The following is a 24735-nucleotide window of genomic DNA, read 5'->3' as shown; positions in this document are numbered from 1 at the left end:
CCGCCTTCCGCTCCCCCGAGCTATGTCGAGCACTCCCCCAGCAACGATCAAGGAAGGGTACTCCGGGAGCGGCGGGCGGTGCAGCCGGATGGACCGGTGAGTTTCTCAACTCCCGTTCGGGGGAACTCCGTTCTGTCCGGCCAGATCGGCGGGAGTGAGCGGATTCATAGCGGTCACGTCCCTGGGAGCCATGGAGAAGCCCTGCCAGTGCACCGGCATGGGCTGCTGGTCCTCGTCACGGGCGATGTGGTGGAACCCGATGTTGACCCAGGTGATCGGGTGGGTGAGCGATTGACCCGAGACCCACTTGTCCACACTTGTCCCGCCGCAGTTCGCCGACGGGTTGTCGCTCGCGTACTGCTCGCACTTCTTGTACTCGGTGAAGTACACGTCGTGCTTGGTGAAGGAGCGGCCGGGGTACTTGCTGGAGCGGCCGGGCACGAACTCGTACGACCTGGCGTGACCGTCCTTGTTCTTGCCGGCCGTCGACACCACGCGCCACCACCGCATGTCCTTCACGTCACCGGCGAGTTCCTTGGTGACGGGGGTGCGGGTGGTCTTCGTGGTCGGCGAGCCGGCGCCGCGCGGCGGGGTGACCTTGGAGTCGTACTGCTCGACCTTCGCCTTGCTGGAGCCGTCCAGGCCGAAGTTGAGCCGCCAGAAGACGTTGTGGCTGTGGCTCTCGGCGTAGGCGGTCGCGCCCTTGCCGATGGGCCAGCCCTTTCCGTCGGTGCCGTCGTAGTCGTACGGGGACAGGCTGCCGGTGGCTCCCACGTTCGAGGTGATGGTGCCGTCGGAGGAGAAGCGCCACTCGGTGATGTACTCGTACCAGGACGCCTTGTTGACCGTGTAGACCAGCAGGTCCTTGCCCTGGGCGCTGTACAGCTTGCCGTTGCCGCCCGTCGACGCGTCGTCGTTGAGCCGGTACGCGTGTCCGCGCGCACGCGTGGTCGTGCACAGCCCCTTGACGTTCCCCATGTCGGGGACCTTGACGGTCTTGATGGTGCCGCCGGGGCATTCGGCCGGCTTCAGGTTCTGCAGTGCCTGGCCGAAGTCGGTGCCGGTGATGTCGTCGTACTCGGCCTGCCCGTCGTCGTAGGGGACATGGACCTGCGCGAGGCGGGCACTGGTGAGGACGGGGATCGGCTTGGGCTCGCTCTTGGGCTGGTAGCTGACGTCGTCCAGGACCAGCCCGGACAGCGTGTTGTAGTGCCAGCACATGCGCCAGGTGGTGCCGCCGTCGAGGGTCTGCTCGATCTGGTACGCGGACGAGCAGGCGGGTGCGGCCGCCGCGGGCGCCCGCTGGGGCCCGGCGGTGGCGGACGGGGCGGTGGCGAGGGCGGTGCCGAGCAGCGCGGTGACCGCGAGGCCCGTGAGAGTGGCGGCGGGCCTGATGCGGGCGCGCCGGAGTCTGTTGACATGCGTGACGTGCATACGGAAGGGCTCCCTTGTGCAGGAGGAACGGCAGCGGAAGTGGTCGGCGGGGCGCGGGCCCCGGTCGTCAGGACAGGCGGCCGACGGTGCGGTCGCTCAGGTCGACGACGAGGGCGCGGGTGTCGATCCACGGCCCGTTCTTCACCTTGGTGACGATGCGCAGGCACCGGTGCTTGCCGCAGGCGGTGAGGTCCGCGGGCACGTTCGCCACGGTCTCCTTGCGGAACACCATGCCGCTCAGCTGGAGTTGGCCGGCCGTGGTCAGCGGCTTGTCGGTCGCGTCCTTGTAGTCACTCTTCAGGCCCGCGCCGAGCGGGCTGCCGATCAGCAGCTCGGCGGCCTGCCGCAGTTCGTCCTGGCTGGGCGGCGGCTGCACGCCCCGGTCGGTGGCGGTGTCCTCGACCTTGCCGGTGTCCAGGTTCACGGTCCTGGTGACGACCGCGTCGCTCTTGTAGTCGTAGAAGACGACGTCGGCACGGCGCTGGGCCGCGGCGGCGCCGCTGAGGTCCGGGTCGACCTCCGTCAGATTCGTCGACAGGTGCTGGGGGCCGCGGTCCCCGTCCACGTCCCGCGCGTTCAGCCGCAGGCCGCCCGCCGTCTCCGCGAGCTGCTCCGCGCGGGCCGTCTCCGCGTCGGTCAGCGGATCGCGGCCGACGCCCTTCTCGCCCTCCGCGGGCGCGGCCTCCACCTTGCCCTCGGGTGCCACGGCGTCCTGCTGCGTGGTGGCGGCCTTGGCCGTGTCGCCCCCCGTGTCGTCCGGCAGACTCACGCCGAGCGTCACTGCGGCCCCGGCGACCGCGAGGGCCGCTCCCGCCACGATTTTCCCGAGATGGCGTCTTGCTAGCGCGCGCACATCTTCCCCCTTTGTCCCCGGCAGTCCCACCGGTGGGCATACCGGTATTGCGTGGTCTTCCTGTAAGAGGGAGCCAACTCCCGGCTGGTTCCGCCATGTTCGGGGGAGACTGTCCGATGTCGCCCGGAGCCCCGGGCCGGAAGTGGAAGAGTCGTCAGCATGCAGGTCTGGCCTGGACAGGCGTATCCGCTGGGTGCCTCGTACGACGGCGCCGGAACCAATTTCGCGGTCTTCTCGGAGACCGCGGACCGCATCGAACTGTGCCTGTTGCACGACGACGGGTCGGAGACCGCGGTCGAACTGCGCGAGTCGGACGCCTTCGTGCGGCACGCCTACCTACCGGGAGTGATGCCGGGTCAGCGGTACGGCTACCGCGCCCACGGCCCCTACGAGCCCGAGCACGGTCTGCGCTGCAACTCGGCGAAGCTGCTGCTCGATCCCTACGCGCGCGCCCTCAGCGGGAAGATCGACTGGAACGAGTCGGTGTACGGCTATCCCTTCGGCTCCCCCGACGAGCGCAACGACCAGGACTCCGCACCGCACATGATGGCGTCCGTGGTGGTCAACCCCTACTTCGACTGGGGTGACGACCGGCCGCCGCGCATCGACTACCACGAGACGGTGATCTACGAGGCCCATGTGAAGGGCCTGACCATGCAGCATCCGGATCTGCCGGAGGAACTGCGCGGCACGTACGCGGCGCTCGCCCACCCGGCGATCATCGACCACCTCACGGAACTGGGCGTCACGGCGCTGGAGCTGATGCCGGTCCATCAGTTCGTCAACGACCACCGGCTGGTCGAGATGGACCTGAACAACTACTGGGGCTACAACACGATCGGCTTCTTCGCCCCGCACAACACGTACGCCTCCTGGGGCGACCGGGGCGAGCAGGTCCTGGAGTTCAAGTCGGCGGTCCGCGCGCTGCACCAGGCGGGGATCGAGGTCATCCTGGACGTGGTCTACAACCACACGGCCGAGGGCAACCACCTGGGTCCGACGCTCTCCTTCAAGGGGCTCGACAATCCGTCGTACTACCGGCTGACGGACGACCAGCGCTACTACATGGACACCACCGGGACGGGAAACTCGCTGCTGATGCGGTCTCCCCACGTCCTGCAGATGATCATGGATTCGCTGCGCTACTGGGTCGAGGAGATGCACGTCGACGGATTCCGCTTCGACCTCGCGGCCACCCTGGCGCGGCAGTTCCACGAGGTGGACCGGCTGTCGTCGTTCTTCGACCTGGTGCAGCAGGATCCGGTCATCTCCCAGGTGAAGCTGATCGCGGAGCCGTGGGACGTCGGCGAGGGCGGCTATCAGGTGGGCAATTTCCCGCCGTTGTGGACGGAGTGGAACGGCAAGTACCGGGACACGGTCAGGGACCTGTGGCGCGGCGAACCGCGGGCGCTCGCCGAGTTCGCGGGCCGGCTCACCGGCTCGTCGGACCTGTACCAGGACGACGGGCGCCGGCCGCTGGCGTCCATCAACTTCGTGACCTGCCACGACGGTTTCACCCTGCGCGACCTGGTCTCGTACAACGACAAGCACAACGACGCCAACGGGGAGGGCAACCGGGACGGCGAGTCCCACAACCGGTCGTGGAACTGCGGCGCGGAGGGCGAGAGCGACGATCCGCAGGTCCTGGACCTGCGGGCCCGCCAGATGCGCAACTTCGTCGCCACGCTGATGCTGTCGCAGGGCGTGCCGATGCTCAGCCACGGTGACGAGCTGGGGCGCACCCAGAGCGGCAACAACAACGCCTACTGCCAGGACAACGAGCTGGCGTGGGTGAGCTGGGCGCCCTCCGGCGGCGAGGGGAGCGAGGCGTCCGGGGAGGCGGGCGAGGACCCGTTCCTGGCCTTCACGCGCGCGATGGTGCGGCTGCGCCGTGAGCATCCGGTCTTCCGCAGGCGGCGCTTCTTCCACGGCCGGCCCGTGGAGGGGACGCACGACGACCTGTCGGACATCGCCTGGTTCACCCCCGAGGGCGAGGAGATGACGCAGGAGGACTGGGGCGCGGCGCAGGCCCGCGCGATGTCGGTGTTCCTGAACGGGAACGCGATCTCGGAGCCGGGGTCGCGGGGCGAGCGCATCACGGACGACTCGTTCCTGCTGCTGTTCAACGCCGATCCGGAAGCGCAGGAGTTCCTGGTGCCGGTCAATCACGGCCTGCAATGGCACACGGTGGTCGACACGGCGCTGCCCGACGGGATTCCGGCCGACGAGGGCCCCAAGGTGCAGGCGGGCGACCGGCTGACGCTGGTGGGCCGCAGCCTCACCGTGCTGCGACGGCCGGCGTAGCCGGACCGGCGGCGCCCTTGAGGGGGCGTACGCGCAGCGCCACGAGGAAGGCGAGCCCCGCGGCCACGCTGCCCACCGCGAACGCGGCAGCGGGGCCGTGGGCCTGTGCGAGGCGCCCCGCCACGGCGAGCGTGACGGCCTGTCCGCCGACGAACGCGCTCGCGGCGACTGTCATGCCCTCGGCGAGCCGGTCGCGCGGCACGGCGCGTTCGGTGAGCCCGAAGCCGGTGATCAGGTTCGGGGCGAACAGGGCGCCGAAGACGGTCACGACCACGTACAGCACCGGCATGGTGTCGGTGACGACCAGCGGCAGGGACAGCAGCGCGGCGGCGGCCGTGGCGACCCGCCAGCGGGCCGGCAGCGTGAACCGTTCCGGCACCGCCGCCATGGACAGGCCGACGACGGCGCTCATGACCCCCATCGCGGCGTACACGAGCCCCGCCTGATCCTCGTGACCCAGTTCCTGGGTGAGCGCGGTGATCCCGGCGCCGCAGCCGCCCAGCAGGACGCCCAGGAGGACGAGTCCGACGCGGACGACGTGGACCTGGCGCGGCATCCGCGGCCGCTTCGTGCGGTCGGCCCGCGCGACCGGGGCCGCCCGCGGCACGGCCGTGGCCGTCGGGTGCAGGGCGAACGCGGTGCCGCAGACGCCGACCAGGAGTGCGGCCACGCCGAACGCGTAGGCGGGGTGCGCGACGACCGAGGCGACGCCGATGAGGGCCGGGCCGAGGACGAAGGAGAGTTCGTCCATCGTCGACTCCAGGGACAGCACGGCGTCGACCACCCGCTCGTCGGCGCCGTCGCGGCGGACCAGGGCGACACCGCGGGCCCGCGCGAGCGGGCCGATGCCGGGCACGGTGGCGCCCGCCGCGATGCCGAGCGCGATCAGCGCGGGCGTCGGCAGGTGGTACAGGGCGCCCAGGGTGTAGAGCGTGATGGCGAGCGAGTTGGCCAGGGCGAAGGCGAGCACGACCGGGCGCTGGCCGTGCCGGTCGGCGAGCCGGCCCACGAGGGGGCCCATGGCGACCTGGCCTAGCGCGAGCGCGCAGGCGACCGTGCCGCCGGTGGCCAGTGAGCCGCTGGTACGGGTCACCAGCAGGACGCTGCCGAACTGGATGACGGCGACCGGCAGCCGTCCGAGGAAGGAGACGAAGGGCAGCGGCCGCCCGGTCACCGCGAGGACCCGCCGGTAGGTGTTGAGCGTGCCGCCGGGGGTGCTGGTCTCCACAGGTGTGCCGGTCATCGTCCGAAACTAACGAGGTGCGCCGCGGTCCATGCATGCGGCGATGACACGAAAGCCGCCCTTACGGGTACGTAGATTCGCATGACGCCTCACGCCCCGACGACGCCGTCAGCCACCTACCGGCTCCAGCTGCAACCGGACTTCGGGTTCGCCGCCGCCGCGGCGGCCGTCCCGTACCTGGCCTCCCTGGGGGTCTCCCATCTGCATCTGTCGCCCGTCCTGGAGGCGGTGCCCGGATCGACGCACGGCTACGACGTCGTCGACCACGCGCGCGTACGCGCGGAGCTGGGCGGTGAGGAGGGACTGCGGGCCCTGTCTCGCACCGCCCGCGCGCACGGTCTCGGCCTCGTCGTGGACATCGTGCCCAACCACATGGCGGCGGCCCCGCGCCACAACCGCGCCCTGTGGGACGTCCTCAGGGACGGGCCGTCGTCGCCGTTCGCACGCTGGTTCGACATCGACTGGGAGGCTCAGGGCGGCCGGGTCCTGCTGCCGGTCCTCGCCTCTCACGTGGGCGACGAACTGCCCCACCTGACGGTGGACGGCGACGTGCTGCGCTACTACGACCACGTGTTCCCCCTGCGGCCGGGCACGGAGTCGCTGCCGCTGCCGGAGCTGCTCGACGCCCAGTGGTACCGCCCGGCCTGGTGGCGCCTTGCCCGTACGGAGCTGAACTACCGCCGGTTCTTCACCATCTCGGACCTGATCGCGGTGCGGGTGGAGGACCCGGAGGTCTTCGACGCCACCCACGCGACCGTGCTGCGGCTGCTGCGCGAGGGCGTCGTCGACGGGCTGCGCGTCGACCATCCCGACGGGCTCGCCGAACCCGGCGCCTACTTGCGGCAGCTGGCCGAGGCGAGCGGCGGCCGGTGGACCGTGGTCGAGAAGATCCTGGAGGACGACGAGCGGCTGCCCGCCGCCTGGCCGGTGGCCGGCACCACGGGCTACGACGCGCTGCGCCACATCGACGGCCTGTTCACCGACCCGGCCGGCGCCGATCAGCTCCTCGGCCTGTTCCGGCGCTTCACGGGCGTCGCCGACGACGCGGGCGGCCGCTGGGCGCAGACGACGCACCGTGCCGCCGATCAGGTGGTCGCCCACGGCCTGGCGGCCGAGGTGGACCGGCTGACGCGCGAGGCGGTCGCCCTGTGCGCCCCGGACCCCCGGCTGCGCGACCACGCGCCGTGGGCGCTGCGCACGGCCCTGTGCGAGCTTCTGGTGCGCGTTCCGGTCTACCGGCCGTACGTGTCCGGCGGGGACGCCCCCGAGACGGTGCTGACGGCCGCGGCGGCCGAGGACGCAAAGACGGCGTTCGCGGTGCCCGAGGAGGCCCGCGCGGTCGATGTCGTACGGGATCTCGCGCTCGGCCTGCTCGGGGCGGGGCCGCGGCACGAGGCGTTCCGGGCCCGGTTCGCGCAGACGTCGTCGGCGCTGCGGGCCAAGTCGGTCGAGGACGCGGCGTTCTACCGGTACACGCCGCTCCTGTCGGCGCTGGAGGTGGGCGGCTGCCCGCGTGAGCCGGCCGTTTCCGCCGAGGCGTTCCACGCGTACTGCGCGCGCGTGCAGCGCGACTGGCCGGACACCTCCACGGTGCTGTCCACGCACGACACGAAGCGCAGCGCCGACGTGCGCGCGGGCATCTCGGTCCTCACCCAGTGCCCGGACCGGTGGGAGACGCTCCTCTCCGAAGTGGCCGGGCGGGCCACGGCGCCCGACCCCCAACTGGCCTGGGCGGCCTGGCAGATGGTGGCCGGTCTCGGCCCGGCCGAGCCGGAGCGACTGCAACAGGCGATGCTCAAGCACGCGCGCGAGGCGGGCCTCTTCACGACGTGGACGGAGCAGAACGCCGCTTACGAGGACGCCGTACGGGGCTTCGTGGCGTCCGGTCCGTGCGGCCCTCCGGGCGACGAGGTGCTGCGGTTCATGGACGGGCTGCTCCCCCATGTGCGGGCGAACGTCCTGGGCGCGGCGCTCGTGCACCTGACGATGCCCGGGGTGCCCGACCTCTACCAGGGCAGCGAGCGCGAGTACCGCGCCCTGGTGGACCCGGACAACCGCGCCCCGGCCCGCTTCGACGAGAAGGACGGGGAGGCACACGGTGCGCTGTCGCGGGACAAGGAGGCGCTGACCCGGGCGGCGCTGCGGCTGCGCGGCGAACATCCCGAGTGGTTCGGCGGGGCCGCGACATACGAGCCGTTGACGGCGCGGGGCCCCGGCGAGGCCCACTGCGCGGCCTATGTGCGCTCCGGCCGGGTGGTCGTGGCGGCGACCCGGCTCTCGCTGCGGCTGGCCGAGGCGGGCGGCTGGCGGGACACGGAGCTGGTCCTCCCCGAGGGCGAGTGGTCCGAACTCCTCACGCCCGGCCGGCGGTTCAGCGGTCCCACGCGCGTGGGTGAGCTGTTCGGCGAGCTGCCGGTGGCGCTGCTGGTGCGGGGCGACTAGTCGGGTCCCGCGTTCTCAGTGGGTACGGACGACGAGGGCGGTCGGCGCTCGCGTGAGCAGGCCCTCCGGGGCGGGCCGGAAGCCCGGTGCCCAGGCGAGGCCGGGCAGGGCCGCGAGCAGGGCGGACAGGCCCGAGCCCGCGATCAGGCGGGTGAACGGGACGCCGAGGCAGCGGTGCCGGCCCGCGCCGAAGGCCAGTTGGCCCGGGTCGGCCCGGAACAGGTCGTAGCGGTCGGGGTCGGGGAAGCGGGCCGCGTCCCGGCCCGCCGAGCCCAGCAGGCAGGCCACGGTGGCCCCGGCGGGTATCGTGCCGCCGCTCACCGGGACCGGGGCGAGGGCGCGGCGCAGCACGAGGTGGACGGCCGGGTCGCGGCGCAGCGACTCCGCCCAGGCCGCGTCGGTCAGCGCGGGCCGGGCCCGGATCAGGGCCAGCTGGGCCGGGTGGTCGAGGAGATTGGCGAGATGTGCGGCGAGGGCCCGGCCGGTGGCCTCGCCGCCCGCGCCGAGCAGGGTCGCCACGATCCCGGCGACGGCCTCGTCGGGCAGGGGGCGGCCGTCGGCCCGCGCGGTGCACAGGACCGACAGGAGGTCGGCTCCGGGGCGGGCGCGGCGGCGGGCGATGTGGGGGCGCAGGGCGGTCTCCACGTCGGCGGGCACGGCGCCCAGGTGGGTCAGGTCCGTACGGCTCCACGCGGTGACGCGGGCGGTCTCCTCGTGGGGCAGGCCGAGCGCGGCGACGACGGCGGCCGACGGCAGCCAGCGGCAGAACTCCTCGACCAGGTCGGCCTCCTCGCGCCGGACGAGGCGCCGGGCCAGGACGTACGCGGCGCGTTCCACGCCGGCCCGCAGCGCGGCCAGCGCGCGCCCTTGCAGCCCCGGGGAGACGAGCGCCCGGTGGGCGGCGTGCGTGCCCTGTTCGAGGTGGGTGAACGTGCGCCCGGGCGGCGGAGCCACCAGGCGGGGATCGGCGAGCGCCGCGCGGACGTCGGTGTGGCGGCTGAGCAGCCAGGCGCCGAAGGGTTCGTCGTGGCGCAGCGGGTGCGCGTCGCGGAGCGTGCGGTAGAGGGGGTACGGGTCGCGTGCGACGTCCGGCTCGGCCAGGCTCGGGGGCGCCGGGTGGCGGCGCGGTCCCTTGGTGGCCGGTCGCGCGGCGGGTTCCAGGGGGCACAGCACCGCGGGGCTCCCTCTCTGGGCCGGTGCGCCGGGTGCCGCGCACGGATGCTCCCAGGGCACCACCACCGGCTCGGGCGCGCAGCACCCGTGCGGCCGTACGGGTGACGGACGCGCCCACCGGAGCGCCTCGGCGCGGAGTCGACCCTACGCGCGCGTGGGTATGAACTCGGTGTGAACTCCGCCTCGCCGACATCCGTGGCGGGAGCACGATGCGCAGGCGGGCCGCGTCGGCACGGCGGCCGTCGACGAAGACGGCGGACCGGAACCGGGAATCCGCCTCGGAGAGCCGGGCGTTTCCGGGATGATTGCGGGAGCGGGCGCCCCGGCGGCCGGGGTACCGAGCGGGTCGGCACGGCACCGGTACAGACCTTCTTGACAGGGATCGGCAAGCGTGGGGTACTGCGGATTGCCGACGGCGGGAGCACCAACGGGGGTGAGTCATCTGACGGACCAGCGGTACCCCAATGCGGCCCAACTGGCCCGGTCAGCGCGGGAGCTGACGACTGTACGACCCGACCTGTGCCGACTGCGCCAGGTGGGGACTTCACGCGCGGGGCGTCCCCTGCATCTGCTGTCCGTGGGCCACGACACGCGCACGGTCCTGGTCGTCGCGGGCGCCCACTCCAACGAGCCCACCGGCGGTGCCACGGCGCTGCACCTGGCCCAGCGGGCGCTCTTCGAGCAGGCGTTGAGATCCGACCGTTCCTGGCACTTCCTGCTGTGCGCCGACCCGGACGGCGCGGCCCTGCACACCAACCCCGCGCCGCGCACCCTGCTCGACTACCACCGCGGCTTCTTCCGCCCGGCCGGGCCCGAGCAGCCGGAGTGGTCCCCTTCGGTCCTGCCGGCCGACCGGCTCCCCCCGGAGACCACCACGCTCACCGGGGTCATCGACGAGCTGCGCCCCTACCTCCAGGTGTCCCTGCACGGGACCGAACTGGGGGGCAGCTGGGTGCAGTTGACGCGTGACATCCCGGGCCTCGCGGAGCCGTTCGCCAAGTCGGCGGCCGAGCTGCACATACCGGTGGAGACGGGCGCTTCGGACGCGGCGGGCTGGCCCGCCTCGGGGCCGGGCGTGCATGTGATGCCGGACCCCGACGCGCAGGCCGCGTTCCCGAGCCTGCCCGACGACGCCCGGCACTCCACCTGGCACCACGCCCACAAGTACGGCGGCTCCACGGCGATCGTGGAGGTGCCGATGTGGGCCAGCGACCTGGTGGACGACCCGGCGCCGCATCCGGCCCCCGAGCGGGCGCTGCGGCGGCTCTCGGAGCGACTCAGCCACGACACCCGGCTCGTGGAGGACATCCTCGCGGACGCGCTGCCGCGGCTCCCCGGCCCCCACGGACCGCTGCTGCGGGCCGCGCGCTGGGCGCTGAGCCTGGTGCCGGGGCTCGCCGACGACTGGATGCAGCCGCCACCGCCGGACGCGACGATGGCGTACATCGGCAGCATCGACGCGTTCGCCCGGCGGCTGCCGCTGCGGGCCGCCGCCATGCTGCTGCGGACCCTCGAAGAGGCCGAGGACCGGGCGGCGCCCCGGCTCGATCTTCTCGTCACCCGCTGGTGCGAGGTGTACGCGGACCGGTTCGGGGCGCGGTGGGTGCCGGTGGCCAGCCAGATCGAGCACCAGGCGCGGACCACGATCGCGGCGGTCCAGCAGGCGCAGGGCTGAGCGGCCCCGGTCCCGCGCCCTGCGTGCCGGTCAGCCCCGGCCCGCCGCGGAGCCGCCGTCGGCGGACAGCCGGAACGACATGCGCCCGAATCCGACCTGGTCGCCGTCCCTGACGACGGCGGCGCCGATCACCCGCCGTCCGTTCACGGACGTGCCGTTGGTGGAGCCGAGGTCCCGCAGTATCCACAGGCCGCCCTGGCGGCTCAGCTCGGCGTGCACCCGGGAGACCGTCTCGTGGCTGAGCCGCAGGCCGTTGGCCGGGTCGCGGCCGATGCGCAGCGGGTGCGGCCGGTCGACGGGCGGCAGCAGCAGCTTCGGCAGCCGCTCCACGGTCCAGGCCCGGTGCAGCCGCACCGTGAACCCGGAGACGGCGCCCACGGCGCCGAGCATCGCCCGTGTCCAGCGGTTCTCGTGCCGCAGATCGGCGGTGAGCGCCGCGAGTTCCTCGGGCTTCTGCGTGGTGAGGGCCACCTCCATGCGGCGCACGAACGTGTCGTGCGAGAGCCGGCCGAGCGCGACGCCGTCCCTGAGCACCTTCAGCGCACGGTCACGCTCGGCGTCGGAAAGCCGCGCCGGGTACGTGTGGTGTTCAAACGAGGACGTCACAGTGGCGATTGTCCGGCAGTGACGGCCGGGGTGTCCAGAAATCGAGAAGCGTCCGGCAGAGACGGCTGATACGACGGATCCTGTGCCGGGTTCACCGGGGTGGGATCGGAGCGGCGCGGGGCGGGTGTCCCGTGGAGCAAAAGCGCGTCGACCGCGTGCGATCCGCGTGTGAAACGGAACCCACCTCGCCGAACCGGCGGCGCGGCGATCACGTCTGACGCACCATGGGACGCATCGTCACCGTGAGTGGGCAACCTGTTGCGCGAGGGGGAACGTCCGTGCAGTTCGAGGTGTGGGCACCGCAGGCCGAGCATGTGGAACTCCGGTTGGAGGGCGTCACGCGCGCGTTGGAGCGTGACGCGAACCGTCCGGGCTGGTGGGCGGCGACGGCGGACGCCGCCGACGGGGACCGTTACGGGTACGTGCTCGACGGCGGCCCGCTGCTGCCGGATCCCCGCTCGCCGCGCCAGCCCGACGGACCCGACGGGCTCAGCGCCGTCGTGGACCACCGGCGGTACGCGTGGCGCGGCGACTGGGCCGGGCGCGATCTGACCGGAGCCGTCCTGTACGAGCTGCACGTGGGCACGTACACGAAGGAGGGCACGCTCGACGCGGCCGCCGCGCGCCTGGGCCATCTGGCCGAACTGGGCGTCACGCACGTCGAGCTGATGCCTCTGTGCCCGGTGCCCGGCCGGCACGGCTGGGGCTACGACGGGGTCAGTCTGTGGGCCGTGCACGAGCCGTACGGCGGCCCGGAGGCGCTGAAGCGTTTTGTCGACGCGGCGCACGAGCTGGGTCTCGGGGTCGTCCTCGACGTGGTCCACAACCACCTGGGCCCGTCCGGCAACTACCTGCCGTCGTTCGGCCCGTATTTCACGGACACCCATCACACGCCCTGGGGCAGCGCCGTGAACCTGGACGCGGCCGGGTCCGACGAGGTCCGCGCCTATCTGATCGGCAGCGCGCTCGCCTGGCTGCGCGACTATCGCATCGACGGCCTGCGCCTGGACGCGATCCACGAACTCCACGACCGCCGCGCGCTGCCCTTTTTGGAGGAACTGTCGGCGTCCGTGGACGAGTTGGCCGTGCGTCTGGAGCGTCCGCTGTTCCTGATCGGCGAGTCCGATCTCGGCGACCCGCGCGTCATCACGCCCCGCGCCGAGGGCGGCCTCGGCCTGCGCGCGCAGTGGAACGACGACGTCCACCACGCCGTGCACGCCGCCGTCACCGGCGAACGGCAGGGCTACTACGCCGACTTCGCGCGGGCGCCGATGGCGTCGCTGGCCAAGACGCTCACGCACGGCTTCTTCCACGACGGTACGTACTCGACGTTCCGCGGCCGCCGGCACGGCCGCACCCTGGACCGCTCGCGGGTCCCCGCGCACCGGCTCCTCGCCTACACCCAGACCCACGACCAGGTGGGCAACCGCGCCCAGGGCGACCGCCTCGCCGCGTCCCTCTCCCCCGGCCTGCTGGCCTGCGCGGCGACGCTGGTGCTGACCGGCCCCTTCACGCCGATGCTGTTCATGGGCGAGGAGTGGGCGGCGAGCACGCCGTGGCAGTACTTCACCGACCACACCGATCCGGCTCTCGCCGAGGCCGTCCGCAAGGGGCGGCGCCGGGAGTTCGCGGCGCACGGCTGGGCCGAGGCCGACATTCCCGATCCGCAGGATCCGGCCACCCGGGAGCGGTCCTGTCTGAACTGGCCGGAGCTCGAAACGGGGGACCACGCGCGCGTACTCGCCTGGTACCGGGCGCTGATCGCTCTGCGGCACGCCCGTACCGATCTTCGGGATCCGGATCTGGCGGCGGTACGGGTCGCTTTCGACGAGCGGGCTCGGTGGGTCGCCTTTCGACGCGGGGATGTCCGGGTGGCGGTGAATCTGTCCGCGGTGCCGGTGTCGATTCCTCTGGGGCGGCCTGTGACACGGTTGCTCGCCGCGTGGGAGCCGATCGAGGTCCCCGGAGTGGACGGGCTCCTGACGGTCCCGGCCGAGTCGTGCGTGGTGGTGGAGGCGCCCTAGCCCCCGAGCGCGCGCCCGGTGGGGGCTGGTCGCGCAGTTCCCCGCGCCCCTATCGGGTTGTCGCTCGACCGACGGCCGGTGGCCGCTTCTCGCGCAGTTCCCCGCGCCCCTGAGGCATGCGCTCCGCGCAGCCTCCCCCTGAGGCTGCGCTTCGCGCGCCTCTGATGAAGGGCAGGGGCGCGCCTCCGGTGAGGGACGGGTGGCGCGCCTCTCCCGAGGGGCGGGGGCGCGCATCTCCTGCTAGCCGGGGGAGCGCATCTCCTGAAGGGCCGCGGTGGCTCGCCTCTCCTGAGGGCCGGTGGCGCGCTTCTCCTGAGGGTCGGGTGGCGCGCCTCTGATGAGATGGTGCACGAAGTGCGCATCTCAGGGGCGCGGGGAACTGCGCGAGAAGCGGCCACCGGCCCGCACCCGAGAACAAGGGCGAGCGCAGCTCGCTTCAGGGGCGCGGGGAACTGCGCGACCAGCCCCCACCGGGCCGCAGACCGGGTCAGTCCGTCACCAGTTCCAGGAGGATCGGTTCCCAGGCGCGCTCCAGGCGGATCCGGGACAGCCCGGCGTCCCCGCCGTCGGAGAGCCGCGCGCTCAACCGGACCAGCGCATCGCACCGCCCCAGCCACAGCCCCCGCAAACACACCCGCGCCCCGTACCCGGCCAAAGTAGCCCCCCGCACAGCGGCCCGCGCCCCGACCGAGATCGCCAGCCCCGCGATGTCCTCCGCCGGATCACCCACCACGACGCCGGCCCAGCCGAGAACACCCCGTACGCGCCCGTCCGCCGAGACGGTCAGCCGCTCCCCGTTCAGATCGTGGTGGACCAGGACCGCGTCGGGCTGCGGTCCGAGCTGGGTCACCCCCTGGGCGGTGAGCTGCCCGAGGCGGGCCGCCTCGAACTCCCCGGCGCCGTCGAGCCGCCCGGCGACGACGCCCGCCTCCCGCCGCAGGTTCTCCAGGGAGCGGGGCGCCACCGCGGGCGCCCCGAGCGGCACGGCCCGCGCCACCGGCACCGTCCGCAGCCCGGCGAGCAGACCGGCCAGGTCCTCCTCGCCGGCCGCCGTGACGTCCCGGATCTCGGCGGAGGCCCCGGGCAGCCGGGTGTCCAGGGTGTAGGCGAGGCCGGGCGCCCACTCCCCGGCGGCGGCGCACGCGGGGACGGCGACGGTGACGTAGGGACGGACCAGGTCACGCAGCCGCACCTCGCGGCGCAGTTCCCGGGAGGCCGGCCCGTCGGCGGCGAGCCGCAGCACATGCCCGGTGCCGACCCGCCATGCGGCGTGCCCGCCGTCCGCGGCGACGGCACGCAGCTCGACGCCGTCGCCGTCGCCGTCCGGAAGGACGGTCTTCAGGAGGCGGCGCGCGGTGTCCTCCGAGGGCGGCTCCCGCATGCCGTCAGCCGACGATCGCCAGGTCCCGCGAGCTGGCGTTGAGGCGCTTGCCGCCGCCCCCGCCCTCGCCAGCGGCCGTACCCGTGACCGTGACGATGTCTTCGATACGTACGCCGAAGCGGCCGGGCAGATAGATGCCCGGCTCCACGGAGAAGCACATGCCGGGCACCAGCTCCTGCTCCTCGCCCTCGATCATGTACGGGGGCTCGTGGGTGGTGACGCCGATGCCGTGCCCGGTGCGGTGGATGAAGTACTCGCCGTACCCGGCGTCGGTGATGATCGCGCGGGCGACCCGGTCGACGTCCTGACAGGCGATTCCGGGCCGGACCGCGTCGCAGGCCGCCGTCTGGGCCGCGCGCACGATGTCGTGGACCTCGCGCTCCTCGGCCGTCGGCTCGCCGACGTGCACGGTGCGGGAGGTGTCGGAGCCGTAGCCGTCCTTGAGGCCGCCGAAGTCGAGGACGATCATGTCGCCGTCCTGGATGACGCGGTCGCCCGGCGCGTGGTGCGGATTGGCGCCGTTGGGACCGGAGCAGACGAGGGTGAAGTCGACCTGCTCGTGCCCGAACCGCCCCAGCAGGTCGGCGAGTTCACGGGAGAGGTCGATCTCCTTGCGGCCCGCGAAGGCGACCTTCTTGATCTCCTCGTACGTGGCGTCGGCCGCGGCGCCGGCGGCCGCGAGCCGCTCCAGTTCGGCGGCGTCCTTGACGGCGCGCAGCATGGGCAGCGCCTCGGTCAGGGACACGTAGGAGGTGTCGGGGAGGGTCTTCTGCAGGCCGAGCAGGTGCATCGCCCAGGCGTTGTCGCTGACGCCGAAGCGGCCGGACCCGTCCATCAGGGGGGCCGTGACGTCGTACGGGTCCTTGCCGTCGGTCCAGTCGCGCAGCGTCATCGCGTCGGCGCCCGCGGCCTTCGCGGCGTCGGGCGCCTCCAGGGTCGGCACGACGAGGGTGGGCCGCTGTCCGGCGGCCAGCACCAGCAGGGTGAGCCGTTCGGTGTCGGCCGGTACGTGGTAGCCGGTGAGCCAGACCATGTCGGGGCCGGGCGCCACCAGCACCCCGGCGAGACCCGCGTCGGCGGCGGACCGCGCGGCACGGTCCATGCGGGCCTGGTAGTCGGCAGCGGTGAAGGGCGCCGTTGTGCCGGTCGTCATGTCCGGTCCTCCATAGGTACGTACGTGCGGGTTTCTCGCGACTGCCGCGTCCACGGCAGCATCCTGCCCGCCCTCGGGGGACGGCGCGAGTGCACCCCCGGCCATGGGGCACGACGCGACCCGGCCGACCCCGGCCGGCCCGGCTACCCGGCGAAGATCCGCGGACCGGAGCCGGAGCCCGGTGTCAGCAGGGGCACGGGCGACGTGGGGATCCGGTCCGGCAGGAAGCCGTGGGCGCGGGCCGCGAGATGGTCGGCGCGGTAGCGGTCCACCTGCCGGTGCCAGTTGAGGATGCCCGCCGTCCAGTCGCGCAACTGCTGGACGTAGCCGTCGAGGGCCGCGCGCGCCGTGCGGTCGAGGCCGAAGTCCTCGTGGAGGAGCGGCAGTTCATGGGCGACGACGTGCTCGAACTGCCGCATGCGCTGGGTCAGGAGGTCGTGGACGACCCGCAGGGCCGTGGGGTGGTCGACGCCGAAGAAGGTCTGCACGACGAGGATCGCGTTGTGCATCTCCCCCTCGTACTCGATCTCCTTCTGGTAGGAGAAGACGTCGTTGACCAGGCACGCGTAGTCGACCGCCGCGTTCTCCAGGGAGCGCACGGGCCCGCTGCGGAACACCTCGGGCGGCACGGCCGGGCCGTGGCCGAGCCGGCACAGGCCCATGGTCAGGTCGGAGCCGAAGGTCGCGCGGCGCATCTCCAGGTAGTCGACGGGGTCGGGGACGCGGTTCTGCGTCTGGTTGGCCAGCTCCCACAGCCAGCTCTCCGTCATCGCCTCGACGGCCGCCTTCCAGGTGCGGCGCTCGTCGGTGTCCATCGCGCCGGCCGTGCGCTCCCACAGGTCGACGAGGCCGCGCTCCATGGCGTTGGCGGGCGGCGGGACCGGCTCCTCGTCGACCGGCATACAGGCCGACAGGCGCTCGGTGCACCGTTTGGCGCCGGCCAGGTCGCGGCGGCTCCCGAAGACGAGGGGGTAGTAGTCGTCCGCGTACGTCCCCCAGGCGAGCCACGCGACGCTGAGGTCGAGCGCCTCGGGGGTGCCGTCCGGGTCGATGCCCGCCGCGCACAGCGCGACATCGGCCGCCGCGAGCTTGTCCTCGTCCCAGACGCCCTCCGAGAGGATGCCCATGCGGTGCGCCCACGGCAGGAGCCGGGCGCGGGCGCCGTCCAGGCCGTGATTGATCCGCAGCGCGAACGGCATGGGGATGTCGGGGATCACCGAGGGGCCGACCTTCCGGAACGGCACATGGGTGTACGCCCGCAGCCGCTCGACGCCCAGGGCGTCGAACAGGGCCCGCACATCGGCTGCCCCGGCGCCGAGGCCGGAGAGCGCGCCCGGCCGGCCGCCGTCGCGCACGGCGCCCTTGTTCATGTAGCGGCTGGACCGCAGGTGCCACTCGTGCCCGCCGGACTGCCAGTCCTGGAGGCCCCGGGTGTAGGCGGCGACGGCCGCGATCTGGTCCGGGGTGAGTCCCTGGTCGGCGGCGAGCGCGGGCACCTCGGTTAACGCGGTGTGCTCGAACTGGTGCAGCCGTGACGTGAGTACGTCGTTGACGGCTTCCGCCGCCTCCTGCGTCGTACAGCCGAAGAAGGTCTCCAGGACCAGGACGCCGTTGGAGAGTTCTCCCTCGTCGCGCACCTCGCGCTCGTAACTGAAGAGGTCGTTGCGCAGATGCACCGCGTCGGAGAACGTCTCCATGAGGACGCGCAGCGGCCGCGCCCGGGCGACGGGCGCGGGGACCTCGGCGGTGGCGTACTCGACGAGCCCGGCCGACCAGGGGGCGCCGCCGACCTTGCGGCGCATCTCGATGTACTCGACGGGGTTGGCGATCCGGCCCTCGTCGATGTTGGACAGTTCCCACATCGACTCGTTGAGGAGATGCTCGGTCGACTCGGCGAAGCGGCGGCGCCAGTCCATCGACATGGCGGGCACGGTGCGCCGCCACAGATCGGCGAGCCCGGCCTCGACCGGGTTCTCCGGCTCGGGCACCGGGTCCTCCAGATCCCTGGGCATGAACAGCGGCAGCCGGTCGAGGTGGGCCTTGCCGGCCGCGCGGTCGTTGGTGCGCTTGAACATGTCGAGGAAGTGGTCGTCGAAGAAGAAGACCCACACGTACCAGTCGGTGATCAGGGACAGCGCGGGCCCGTCGCAGTCGGGGTGCGTGTACGCGCACAGCAGTCCGTAGTCGTGGGCCTCCAGGTCGCCCTGGTCCCACACGCCGGAGCCCTCCAGCATGCCCATCTCCCGGGCCCAGGCGGTGGAGTGGGCGCGCGCCTCGTCGAGGTGGGGATTGAGGCGCGCGGTGTACGGCATGTAGAAGCGCGGCAACTGGAACGGCTGCGAGGCCGCGGTGGTGGACTGCTCAGTCATGTGCGCGGCACTACCCGTGACCGCCGGCGGGCATCCCCGGAGAGGGAGATGATCGCACTATCGCGTGAAAGGGGACCGATCCGGGCCCGGACGGGGACGGGCCGTGCTCAGCTGCCCGCGCGCTCCCGTGCCGCGCTCCAGTGTCCGGGGCGGTCCAGGTCGCCCGGGATGCGCGTGGCCGCGTCCCCGCGCGCCGCGTTCAGCTGGGCCTGGGTGAGGAAGAGGGCGCCTCTCAGGTCGGCGCCGCCGATCCGGGCGTCGCGCAGGTCCGCGCCGATCAGGTCCGCCGAGCGCAGGTCGGCGCCGGTCAGGTCGGCGGCGATGAGGAGGGTGCCGCGCAGGTTGGCACCGCGCAGATCGGCCTTCCCGAGGCGGGCGCCCACCAGGTCGGCGCCGCGGTGGTTCTTCTTGCGGCCCGCGACGGCGGCGCGCTCCAGCTCGCTCGCCTTGAGCAGCAGGGCGTTGACGTCGGCGCGGATCGTGGGGACGTCGGCGGCGAGGAGTTCCTCGGCGCTCGCGCGCGTGAGCAGGTCGATGTCGGCGCGGGCGGCGCGCGCTTCGCGGTGCACGGGGGCGGCGCGCGGCAGTTCCAGTACGTCCGTCAAGTACCGCAGAAGTTCTTGCAGTTGACGCATGACGGGAAAGACCTCGTACATGGTCCGCGCGGTCTGCGGCCGCTCGCGCCAGCCGATGCCCTCGAAGGTGACCTGCGAGACCTTCTGTCCGGCGCCGAAGCAGTCGAAGACGGTGCAGCCCCGGTAGCCCACGTCGCGCAGCTTCGCGTGGATGCCGCAGCGGAAGTCCTCCTGGAGGTTGCGGCAGGGCGTGCCCGCTTTCTTGTCCGCCGCGAAGTCCTGGGACTTGGCGAAGGGCAGCGCCACGCAGCACAGGCCGAAACAGCTGCCGCAGTCGGCGCGCAGAGCCGAACGGTCGGAGGCGGTATCGGGATCGGATGCGGGGCCGGAGGCGGGATCGGGGTCGGAGCCGGAGGAGGTCACGCCCCCATTGTCACCGATCGACGGTGTACGCACCCTTGTGGGGGACCCGGCCCCGCGCAACCGTGGACGCGACCGGCATCGCCCCAGACCTCCAGGAGTCGACGTGGCCCCCTCCCACTCCTCCCGCTCCCCCCTCTCCTCTCATGGCCCCCTGTCGCCGTTCGCGTTCCGGCTCCCCCACGAGCTGCACGGTGACGGACCGCACAAGGTGATCGCGGTGCACGGCTGGTTCGCCGACCGTGCCGCGTTCGCGCCGATCGTGCCCGATCTGGACCGCGAGGCGTTCCAGTACGCGTTCGTGGATCTGCGGGGCTACGGCGAGGCGCGGGACGTGCCGGGCGCGTACACGACGGCCGAGGCCGCGGCGGACGTCGTGGACCTCGCCGACCGGCTCGGCTGGCGGCGCTTTTCGCTGATCGGGCACTCGATGGGCGGCAGCGTGGCGCAGCGCGTGGTGGCGTCGGCCGAGGAGCGGGTGCGCCGTCTGGTGGGCGTCTCGCCGGTCCCCGCGTCGGGTCTGCCGCTGCCGCCCGAGCAGTGGGAGCTGTTCTCGACGGCGGACGCCAAGCCGGAGCACCGGCGCGCGATCCTCGACGTCACCACGGGCGGCGTCCGCCCCGCGGCCTGGCTGGACCGCATGGTGCGCCGCTCGCTGGAGTGCAGCGACGCCAAGGCGTTCCGCAGCTGGCTCGACTCGTGGACCGGCGACGACTTCCACACGGCCGTCGAGGGCTCGACGGTGCCCGCGCTCGCGGTGACCGGCCAGCTCGACCCGGCGCTGCCCGCGGGCCTGATGCGGGCGACGTGGCTGCGCTGGTTCGTCCGCGGCGAGCTGGTCGACCTGCCGGTGTGCGGGCACTACGCGATGGACGAGGCGCCGCTGGCGCTGATCCGGGTCGCGGAGGACTTCCTGCGGGCGGACACCGAATGACGACGCGACCCGGCATCCACGAGACCCCCGACGTCTTCGATCCGCGGCTGTACGCGCGCGGCGTCCCGCACGACCGCTACCGCGTGCTGCGCGACCACCACCCGGTGTCCTGGCAGGCCGAGCCCGCGGTCCTCGGCTGGCCGGAGGGGCCGGGATTCTGGGCGGTGACCCGGCACGCGGACGTCGTGCGGGTCCTGAAGGATCCGTCGGCGTACTCCTCGCACCTGGGCGCGACGCAGATCCGCGACCCCGATCCGGCGGACCTGCCCTTCATCCGCGCCATGATGCTGAACCAGGACCCGCCGGCCCACGGCAGGCTGCGCCGGCTGGTGAGCCGGGCGTTCACACCGATCCGCGTGGAGACGTTCGAGCGGGCGGCACGCGCACGGGCCGTGTCCCTGCTGACGCAGGCCGTCGCGGCGCACGACGTGGTGGACCTGGTCACGGCGGTCACCGACGACTACGCCCTGCTCAACCTCGCCGACCTGCTCGGCGTCCCGGAGTCGGACCGCACCCTGATGCTGGACTGGACGCGCCGCGTCATCGGATACCAGGACCCGGACGACGCCGCAGAGGCCGACGAGTCCCCCAGTGGCGGCCCGCCCGTGAACCCGCGCTCGCCCGCCGCGCTGGCCGACATGTTCGCGTACGCGGACGAACTCGCCGCCCACAAGCGCGCCCACCCGGCCGACGACGTGATGACGACGCTCGCCACCGACCCCGAACTCACCGCGCCCGAGCGGCAGATGTTCTTCTTCCTGCTCACGATCGCGGGCAACGACACGGTCCGTAGCGCGGCCCCGGGCGCCCTCGCCCTGCTGGCCGCGGACCCGGCCGCGTACCGGCAGCTGCGCACGGGAGCGGTGGACCCGACGACGGCGACGGACGAGCTGCTGCGCCGCCACCCGCCCGTCCTCAGCTTCCGCCGCACGGCGACCGAGGACACCCGGCTGGCCGGCACCCGGATCGCCCGGGGCGACAAGGTCGTCGTCCTCCACGCCTCCGCCAACCACGACGAGCGCGTCTGGCCCGACCCCTTCACCCTCGACCTGACCCGCACCCCGAACCCCCATGTGTCGTTCGGCGACGGCCCGCACGTCTGCCTCGGCGCGCACTTCGCCCGGCTCCAACTGCGCGTGCTGTACGAGGAGACGGGGCGGATCCTGCCGGAGCTGTCGCTCGCGGGGGCACCACGACGGCTCGTGTCGAACTTCATCAACGGAATCAAGGAACTTCCGGTACACGTCGGTTGACGAACGGTCACCTTCGGGCGAAGTCGGACAACATGCGCAAGTCCCGTTTGCCCGCCACTCGTGCGTCCTACATTGGCCGCTCGGTTCACGCACGCTGGTGGACCGTGGGGTGAAATCGGGGGGAACGAGATGGATCCGGTAACGGCTGTCGCCGCCGCGAGCGTCGCGCTCGTGGCCAAGGGAGCACTGGAGAGCGCGGCCCAGGAGGCCGGGCGCGCGGGCTGGGCCGGGGGCGCCCGCCTGCTGGAGCGCCTCCGCACGCGGTTCCGCGGCGACGGCGCCGCCGAGGCCGCGCTCGACGAGGTCACCCGGGCGCCGGACGACGACGGCGCCCGGCAGAACCTGGAGCGGGTGCTCGCCGCCCACATGCTGCGCGACCGCGCCTTCGAGGACGAGATGCGCCGCACGGTCGACGAGGCGGTGGCCGCCCAGGGCCAGGGGCCGCAGGTCAGCGCCGGGCTCATCAAGAACGCCACCGTGTTCAACGAGAAGGTCGAGATCCAGGGCGACTGGAACATCTCCTAGCCTTCGCTCGCCGTCCGCACTGCGACCGTCCGCCGTCGGCGCGTCCTTGACGCGCGCCCGCCGCAGGACCGGTGCCCCGCACGGAAGACCGAGATCCCTTGGACGAGGAAACAGCACCCGAGCCCCGGCCTGCCGCCGGTTCCGCCGCCACCGACGGCGCCCCGGCGGATCCCGCACCGGCCGCGGAGGAGTCACCGAAAGCGGAGTCCCGCCCCTTCGACGAGGAGCGGGACGGGCCCGTCAGCGAGCAGGACGCGCTGCGCTCGCTCGCCGCGGGCGCCGGGCCCGACGCGGCGGAGCGGTCCGAGGCGCAGCGGGCCTCGGCCATCGCCGACCTGATCGCCGCGCGCCTGGGCGACGACGCGGCGGGGACCCGGATCGGCACGCTCGCCCTCTTCAACGACTCCGTCAGCTTCGGCGGCGGCTTCCACACCGGCGGCGGGCGCGGTGCGGGCCCGGCCCGGGGCACCGGCGCGGCCGTCGTCCTCGACGCCGTCGAACTCGCCGAGTACACCGAGCTGTTCGTGCAGCCCGAGGGGTACGACACCGCTCTGGACGAGCTGTGCGAGCAGGCGCTGCTCGTGCTGACCGGGCCGCCCGGCAGCGGGCGCGCGGCCACCGCCGTCAATCTGCTGTCCGAGGCCATGGCCCTCGGCGGGACCCTGGGCGGCGGCTGCCGCCGGCTGCTCGATCCGGCCGTCCTGGCCGACCCGTCCTGGGAGCCGCCCGAGAAGAACTGCGGCTATCTCGCCGAGGTCGACGAAGGCCCTTCGGGGGCCGAGCCGTTCGGGGTGCGCCGGCTGACGTCGCTGGCCGCCGCGCTGCGCGCGTCGGGCTGCCGCCTGGTGCTGACCGCCGGCCACGACCTCGCGCTCGCCGCCACCGCTGAGGGCGGCACGGAGCAGTACGCCCGGTACCCGCTCGCCCCGCTCGACCCGCTGGTCGTCCTGGAGCGGCGGGTGCTCGGGCACGGCCCCGAGCCCGAGGCGCGGACCCGGCTGCGCGCGCTCCTGGAAGCCTGCGATGCCACCCGCGCGCTGCGCGAGCAGCCCGCGGCCCGGCACGCGGTGCGGCTCGCGTCGGTGATCACCGCCGACGGTGATCTGGCCGCGACGGTCGCGGCGCTGCGCGACCCGAGCGACCAGGTCAGGGCCTGGTTCCAGCAGCACCGGGCGCCCGCCCCGGTGGCCTTCGCGCTCGCCGTCGCGGTGCTGGAGGGCAGCGGCTATCTGACGGTCGCCGAGGCGGCGGTGAAGCTCCACAACGCGCTGGTCCCGCCCGAACCGGTCCCGCCCGACCTGCGGTTCGCCGACCGGCTCGGCCATGAGCAGAGCTGGGTCGGGGTCGACTCCACGGCGGGCGGCCCGCCCCGGGTCCGGTTCCGCAGCCCGCTGCTCGGCCAGGCGGTCCTGGTGCACGCGTGGAACACCCTGGACGGGCGCCGCGAGACCGTCCTCGACTGGCTGCGCCGGCTGCTCGGCCACCGCGACCTGGAGGTGCGGGCCCGCGCCTCGGTCGCCGCCGGAGTCCTGTCGTGGGCCGACCACCACTACGCGGTGCACCGGTTCCTCACCGCGTGGGCGGGCAGTACGTCCTGGCCGCAGCGGCAGGGCGCGGCGACCGCGCTCGGTGTGGCGGGCAGCCGCCCGGAATCCGCCGACGCCGTCTGGGAGTTGCTGGACACCTGGGCGCGCGGCGGCAGTTCGGCGTACGAGCGTCGGCTCGCGGGGACCGCGGCGAACGCCGTGGGCACCCTCCTGGGCCGCGGCGCGCCCGACCGCGCCGTCGGTGTGCTGCGCGCGGCGCTCGACCGCGGCGACGACTGGGGCACGCTGCCGTACGTGGCCTGGGGCGGTGTCCACCTCCTCCACCAGGGACAGGCGTCGGCGCTGCTGTCCGCCCATCTGGAGTGGTCCGCGCCGCAGGACCACTCCCCCATGGTCAACAAGACGCTCTCCGCGTTCGTCTTCGCGGTCTCCCGCCCGTACGAGCGTCCGGCCGGGGGCACGGAGACCGTCGCGGGAGTGCCGGGCGTCCCGATCCTGCTCAGCCAGTTCCCCGCACACAGTGCGGAGTTGACCGAGCTGTGGGCGCGGGCGCTGGCCCGCAGCCCGGTGCAGGACGCGGCGCTGCCCGCCCTGCGGGAGTGGATCGACACCTTCGCGCCGCTGTGCCCCGGCGCCCTCGACCACATCGCCGAGCTGCTGCGCGGGGTGGCCCGCAGACCGGGCAAGCACCGCGAGCGGCTGCGGTGGTGGCTGGAGAAATGGGCGGCGGACCGCGACCGGCCGTCGCCGGGCTCGGCGCAACTGCGCCGCCGCATCTGATCCACGTAACGACACGACCCGCCGACACGCGGGCGACACGAGAG

The 24735-nt window shown here is 73.3% G+C and carries 17 protein-coding genes; 8 read left to right on the top strand and 9 right to left on the bottom strand.

All coding sequences use genetic code 11. The annotated features are described in order from the left end of the window. Positions 1 to 105 precede the first annotated feature (105 nt). Both ACFVDP_RS22685 and ACFVDP_RS22680 read right to left on the bottom strand, forming a co-directional pair. Positions 106 to 1434: a copper amine oxidase gene (locus tag ACFVDP_RS22685; protein ID WP_383492267.1), complete on the bottom strand. Its 1329-nt coding sequence runs from the start codon at positions 1432 to 1434 to the stop codon at positions 106 to 108. Positions 1435 to 1501: 67 nt separating this feature from the next. After that, positions 1502 to 2251: a Tat pathway signal sequence domain protein gene (locus tag ACFVDP_RS22680; RefSeq protein ID WP_383492264.1), complete on the bottom strand. Its 750-nt coding sequence runs from the start codon at positions 2249 to 2251 to the stop codon at positions 1502 to 1504. 195 nt (positions 2252 to 2446) lie between these two features. Between ACFVDP_RS22680 and glgX the strand changes: the two genes are divergently transcribed. Further along, the gene (gene glgX, locus ACFVDP_RS22675; RefSeq protein WP_383492261.1) at positions 2447 to 4591 is read left to right on the top strand and encodes a glycogen debranching protein GlgX; all 2145 of its coding nucleotides are present in this window, start codon (positions 2447 to 2449) and stop codon (positions 4589 to 4591) included. On the opposite strand, the gene ACFVDP_RS22670 is transcribed toward glgX, so the two are convergent. Next, entirely contained in the window at positions 4566 to 5834 is a 1269-nt protein-coding gene (locus tag ACFVDP_RS22670) for an MFS transporter (RefSeq protein WP_383492258.1), read from the bottom strand. The two genes, glgX and ACFVDP_RS22670, sit on opposite strands and share 26 nt — an antisense overlap. 81 nt (positions 5835 to 5915) lie before the next feature. Between ACFVDP_RS22670 and treY the strand changes: the two genes are divergently transcribed. Beyond that, the gene (gene treY / locus ACFVDP_RS22665) at positions 5916 to 8276 is read left to right on the top strand and encodes a malto-oligosyltrehalose synthase (protein ID WP_383492255.1); all 2361 of its coding nucleotides are present in this window, start codon (positions 5916 to 5918) and stop codon (positions 8274 to 8276) included. 15 nt (positions 8277 to 8291) lie between these two features. On the opposite strand, the gene ACFVDP_RS22660 is transcribed toward treY, so the two are convergent. Further along, positions 8292 to 9449 carry a cytochrome P450 gene (locus tag ACFVDP_RS22660; RefSeq protein WP_383492254.1) on the bottom strand — a complete coding sequence of 386 codons (1158 nt, stop codon included), beginning with the start codon at positions 9447 to 9449 and terminating at the stop codon, positions 8292 to 8294. A 433-nt stretch (positions 9450 to 9882) separates the two neighbouring features. Here ACFVDP_RS22660 and ACFVDP_RS22655 point away from each other — a divergent pair, with 433 nt between their 5' ends. Further along, complete coding sequence (locus ACFVDP_RS22655) at positions 9883 to 11124, top strand: M14 family zinc carboxypeptidase (protein ID WP_383492251.1); 1242 nt, start codon at positions 9883 to 9885, stop codon at positions 11122 to 11124. Between the two features lie 30 nt (positions 11125 to 11154). On the opposite strand, the gene ACFVDP_RS22650 is transcribed toward ACFVDP_RS22655, so the two are convergent. Beyond that, complete coding sequence (locus ACFVDP_RS22650; RefSeq protein ID WP_383492248.1) at positions 11155 to 11730, bottom strand: FHA domain-containing protein; 576 nt, start codon at positions 11728 to 11730, stop codon at positions 11155 to 11157. A 278-nt stretch (positions 11731 to 12008) separates the two neighbouring features. Here ACFVDP_RS22650 and treZ point away from each other — a divergent pair, with 278 nt between their 5' ends. Beyond that, entirely contained in the window at positions 12009 to 13754 is a 1746-nt protein-coding gene (treZ, locus tag ACFVDP_RS22645; protein WP_383492245.1) for a malto-oligosyltrehalose trehalohydrolase, read from the top strand. Positions 13755 to 14241: 487 nt separating this feature from the next. Here treZ and ACFVDP_RS22640 read toward each other — a convergent pair whose 3' ends face one another. The 4 genes from ACFVDP_RS22640 to ACFVDP_RS22625 all read right to left on the bottom strand — a co-directional run bounded on the left by ACFVDP_RS22640 (position 14242) and on the right by ACFVDP_RS22625 (position 19577). Next, positions 14242 to 15135 carry an aminoglycoside phosphotransferase family protein gene (locus tag ACFVDP_RS22640; RefSeq protein ID WP_383492244.1) on the bottom strand — a complete coding sequence of 298 codons (894 nt, stop codon included), beginning with the start codon at positions 15133 to 15135 and terminating at the stop codon, positions 14242 to 14244. Positions 15136 to 15139: 4 nt separating this feature from the next. Continuing rightward, a complete protein-coding gene (locus ACFVDP_RS22635) occupies positions 15140 to 16288 on the bottom strand; it encodes an aminopeptidase P family protein (RefSeq protein WP_383492241.1) in 1149 nt (382 codons plus the stop codon). Positions 16289 to 16431: 143 nt separating this feature from the next. After that, entirely contained in the window at positions 16432 to 18657 is a 2226-nt protein-coding gene (gene cyc2, locus ACFVDP_RS22630; RefSeq protein WP_383492238.1) for a germacradienol/geosmin synthase Cyc2, read from the bottom strand. A gap of 107 nt (positions 18658 to 18764) precedes the next feature. Then, entirely contained in the window at positions 18765 to 19577 is an 813-nt protein-coding gene (locus ACFVDP_RS22625) for a pentapeptide repeat-containing protein (RefSeq protein ID WP_383492609.1), read from the bottom strand. Between the two features lie 229 nt (positions 19578 to 19806). Between ACFVDP_RS22625 and ACFVDP_RS22620 the strand changes: the two genes are divergently transcribed. The 4 genes from ACFVDP_RS22620 to ACFVDP_RS22605 all read left to right on the top strand — a co-directional run bounded on the left by ACFVDP_RS22620 (position 19807) and on the right by ACFVDP_RS22605 (position 24691). Continuing rightward, a complete protein-coding gene (locus tag ACFVDP_RS22620; RefSeq protein ID WP_383492606.1) occupies positions 19807 to 20586 on the top strand; it encodes an alpha/beta fold hydrolase in 780 nt (259 codons plus the stop codon). Further along, entirely contained in the window at positions 20583 to 21839 is a 1257-nt protein-coding gene (locus ACFVDP_RS22615; protein ID WP_383492235.1) for a cytochrome P450, read from the top strand. The genes ACFVDP_RS22620 and ACFVDP_RS22615 overlap by 4 nt, the downstream gene beginning before the upstream one ends. 129 nt (positions 21840 to 21968) lie before the next feature. Continuing rightward, positions 21969 to 22364, top strand: coding sequence for a hypothetical protein (locus ACFVDP_RS22610; protein ID WP_383492232.1), 396 nt, complete (start codon positions 21969 to 21971; stop codon positions 22362 to 22364). A 98-nt stretch (positions 22365 to 22462) separates the two neighbouring features. Next, positions 22463 to 24691, top strand: a complete 2229-nt coding sequence (locus tag ACFVDP_RS22605) for a hypothetical protein (RefSeq protein WP_383492229.1) — start codon at positions 22463 to 22465, stop codon at positions 24689 to 24691. The last annotated feature ends 44 nt before the right edge of the window (positions 24692 to 24735 follow it).

This window comes from Streptomyces sp. NPDC057694, from assembly GCF_042799415.1.
Taxonomy (GTDB): Bacteria; Actinomycetota; Actinomycetes; order Streptomycetales; family Streptomycetaceae; genus Streptomyces.
This window is presented reverse-complemented; position numbering and strand designations above follow the sequence as displayed.

What these genes read in the sequence shown, in the direction of transcription:
- treY (WP_383492255.1), top strand. Translation starts at nt 5,916, where the DNA reads ATGACGCCTCACGCCCCGACGACGCCGTCAGCCACCTACCGGCTCCAG.
- ACFVDP_RS22685 (WP_383492267.1), bottom strand. Translation starts at nt 1,434, where the DNA reads ATGCACGTCACGCATGTCAACAGACTCCGGCGCGCCCGCATCAGGCCC.
- ACFVDP_RS22640 (WP_383492244.1), bottom strand. Translation starts at nt 15,135, where the DNA reads ATGCGGGAGCCGCCCTCGGAGGACACCGCGCGCCGCCTCCTGAAGACC.
- glgX (WP_383492261.1), top strand. Translation starts at nt 2,447, where the DNA reads ATGCAGGTCTGGCCTGGACAGGCGTATCCGCTGGGTGCCTCGTACGAC.
- cyc2 (WP_383492238.1), bottom strand. Translation starts at nt 18,657, where the DNA reads ATGACTGAGCAGTCCACCACCGCGGCCTCGCAGCCGTTCCAGTTGCCG.
- ACFVDP_RS22670 (WP_383492258.1), bottom strand. Translation starts at nt 5,834, where the DNA reads ATGACCGGCACACCTGTGGAGACCAGCACCCCCGGCGGCACGCTCAAC.
- ACFVDP_RS22615 (WP_383492235.1), top strand. Translation starts at nt 20,583, where the DNA reads ATGACGACGCGACCCGGCATCCACGAGACCCCCGACGTCTTCGATCCG.
- ACFVDP_RS22610 (WP_383492232.1), top strand. Translation starts at nt 21,969, where the DNA reads ATGGATCCGGTAACGGCTGTCGCCGCCGCGAGCGTCGCGCTCGTGGCC.
- ACFVDP_RS22635 (WP_383492241.1), bottom strand. Translation starts at nt 16,288, where the DNA reads ATGACGACCGGCACAACGGCGCCCTTCACCGCTGCCGACTACCAGGCC.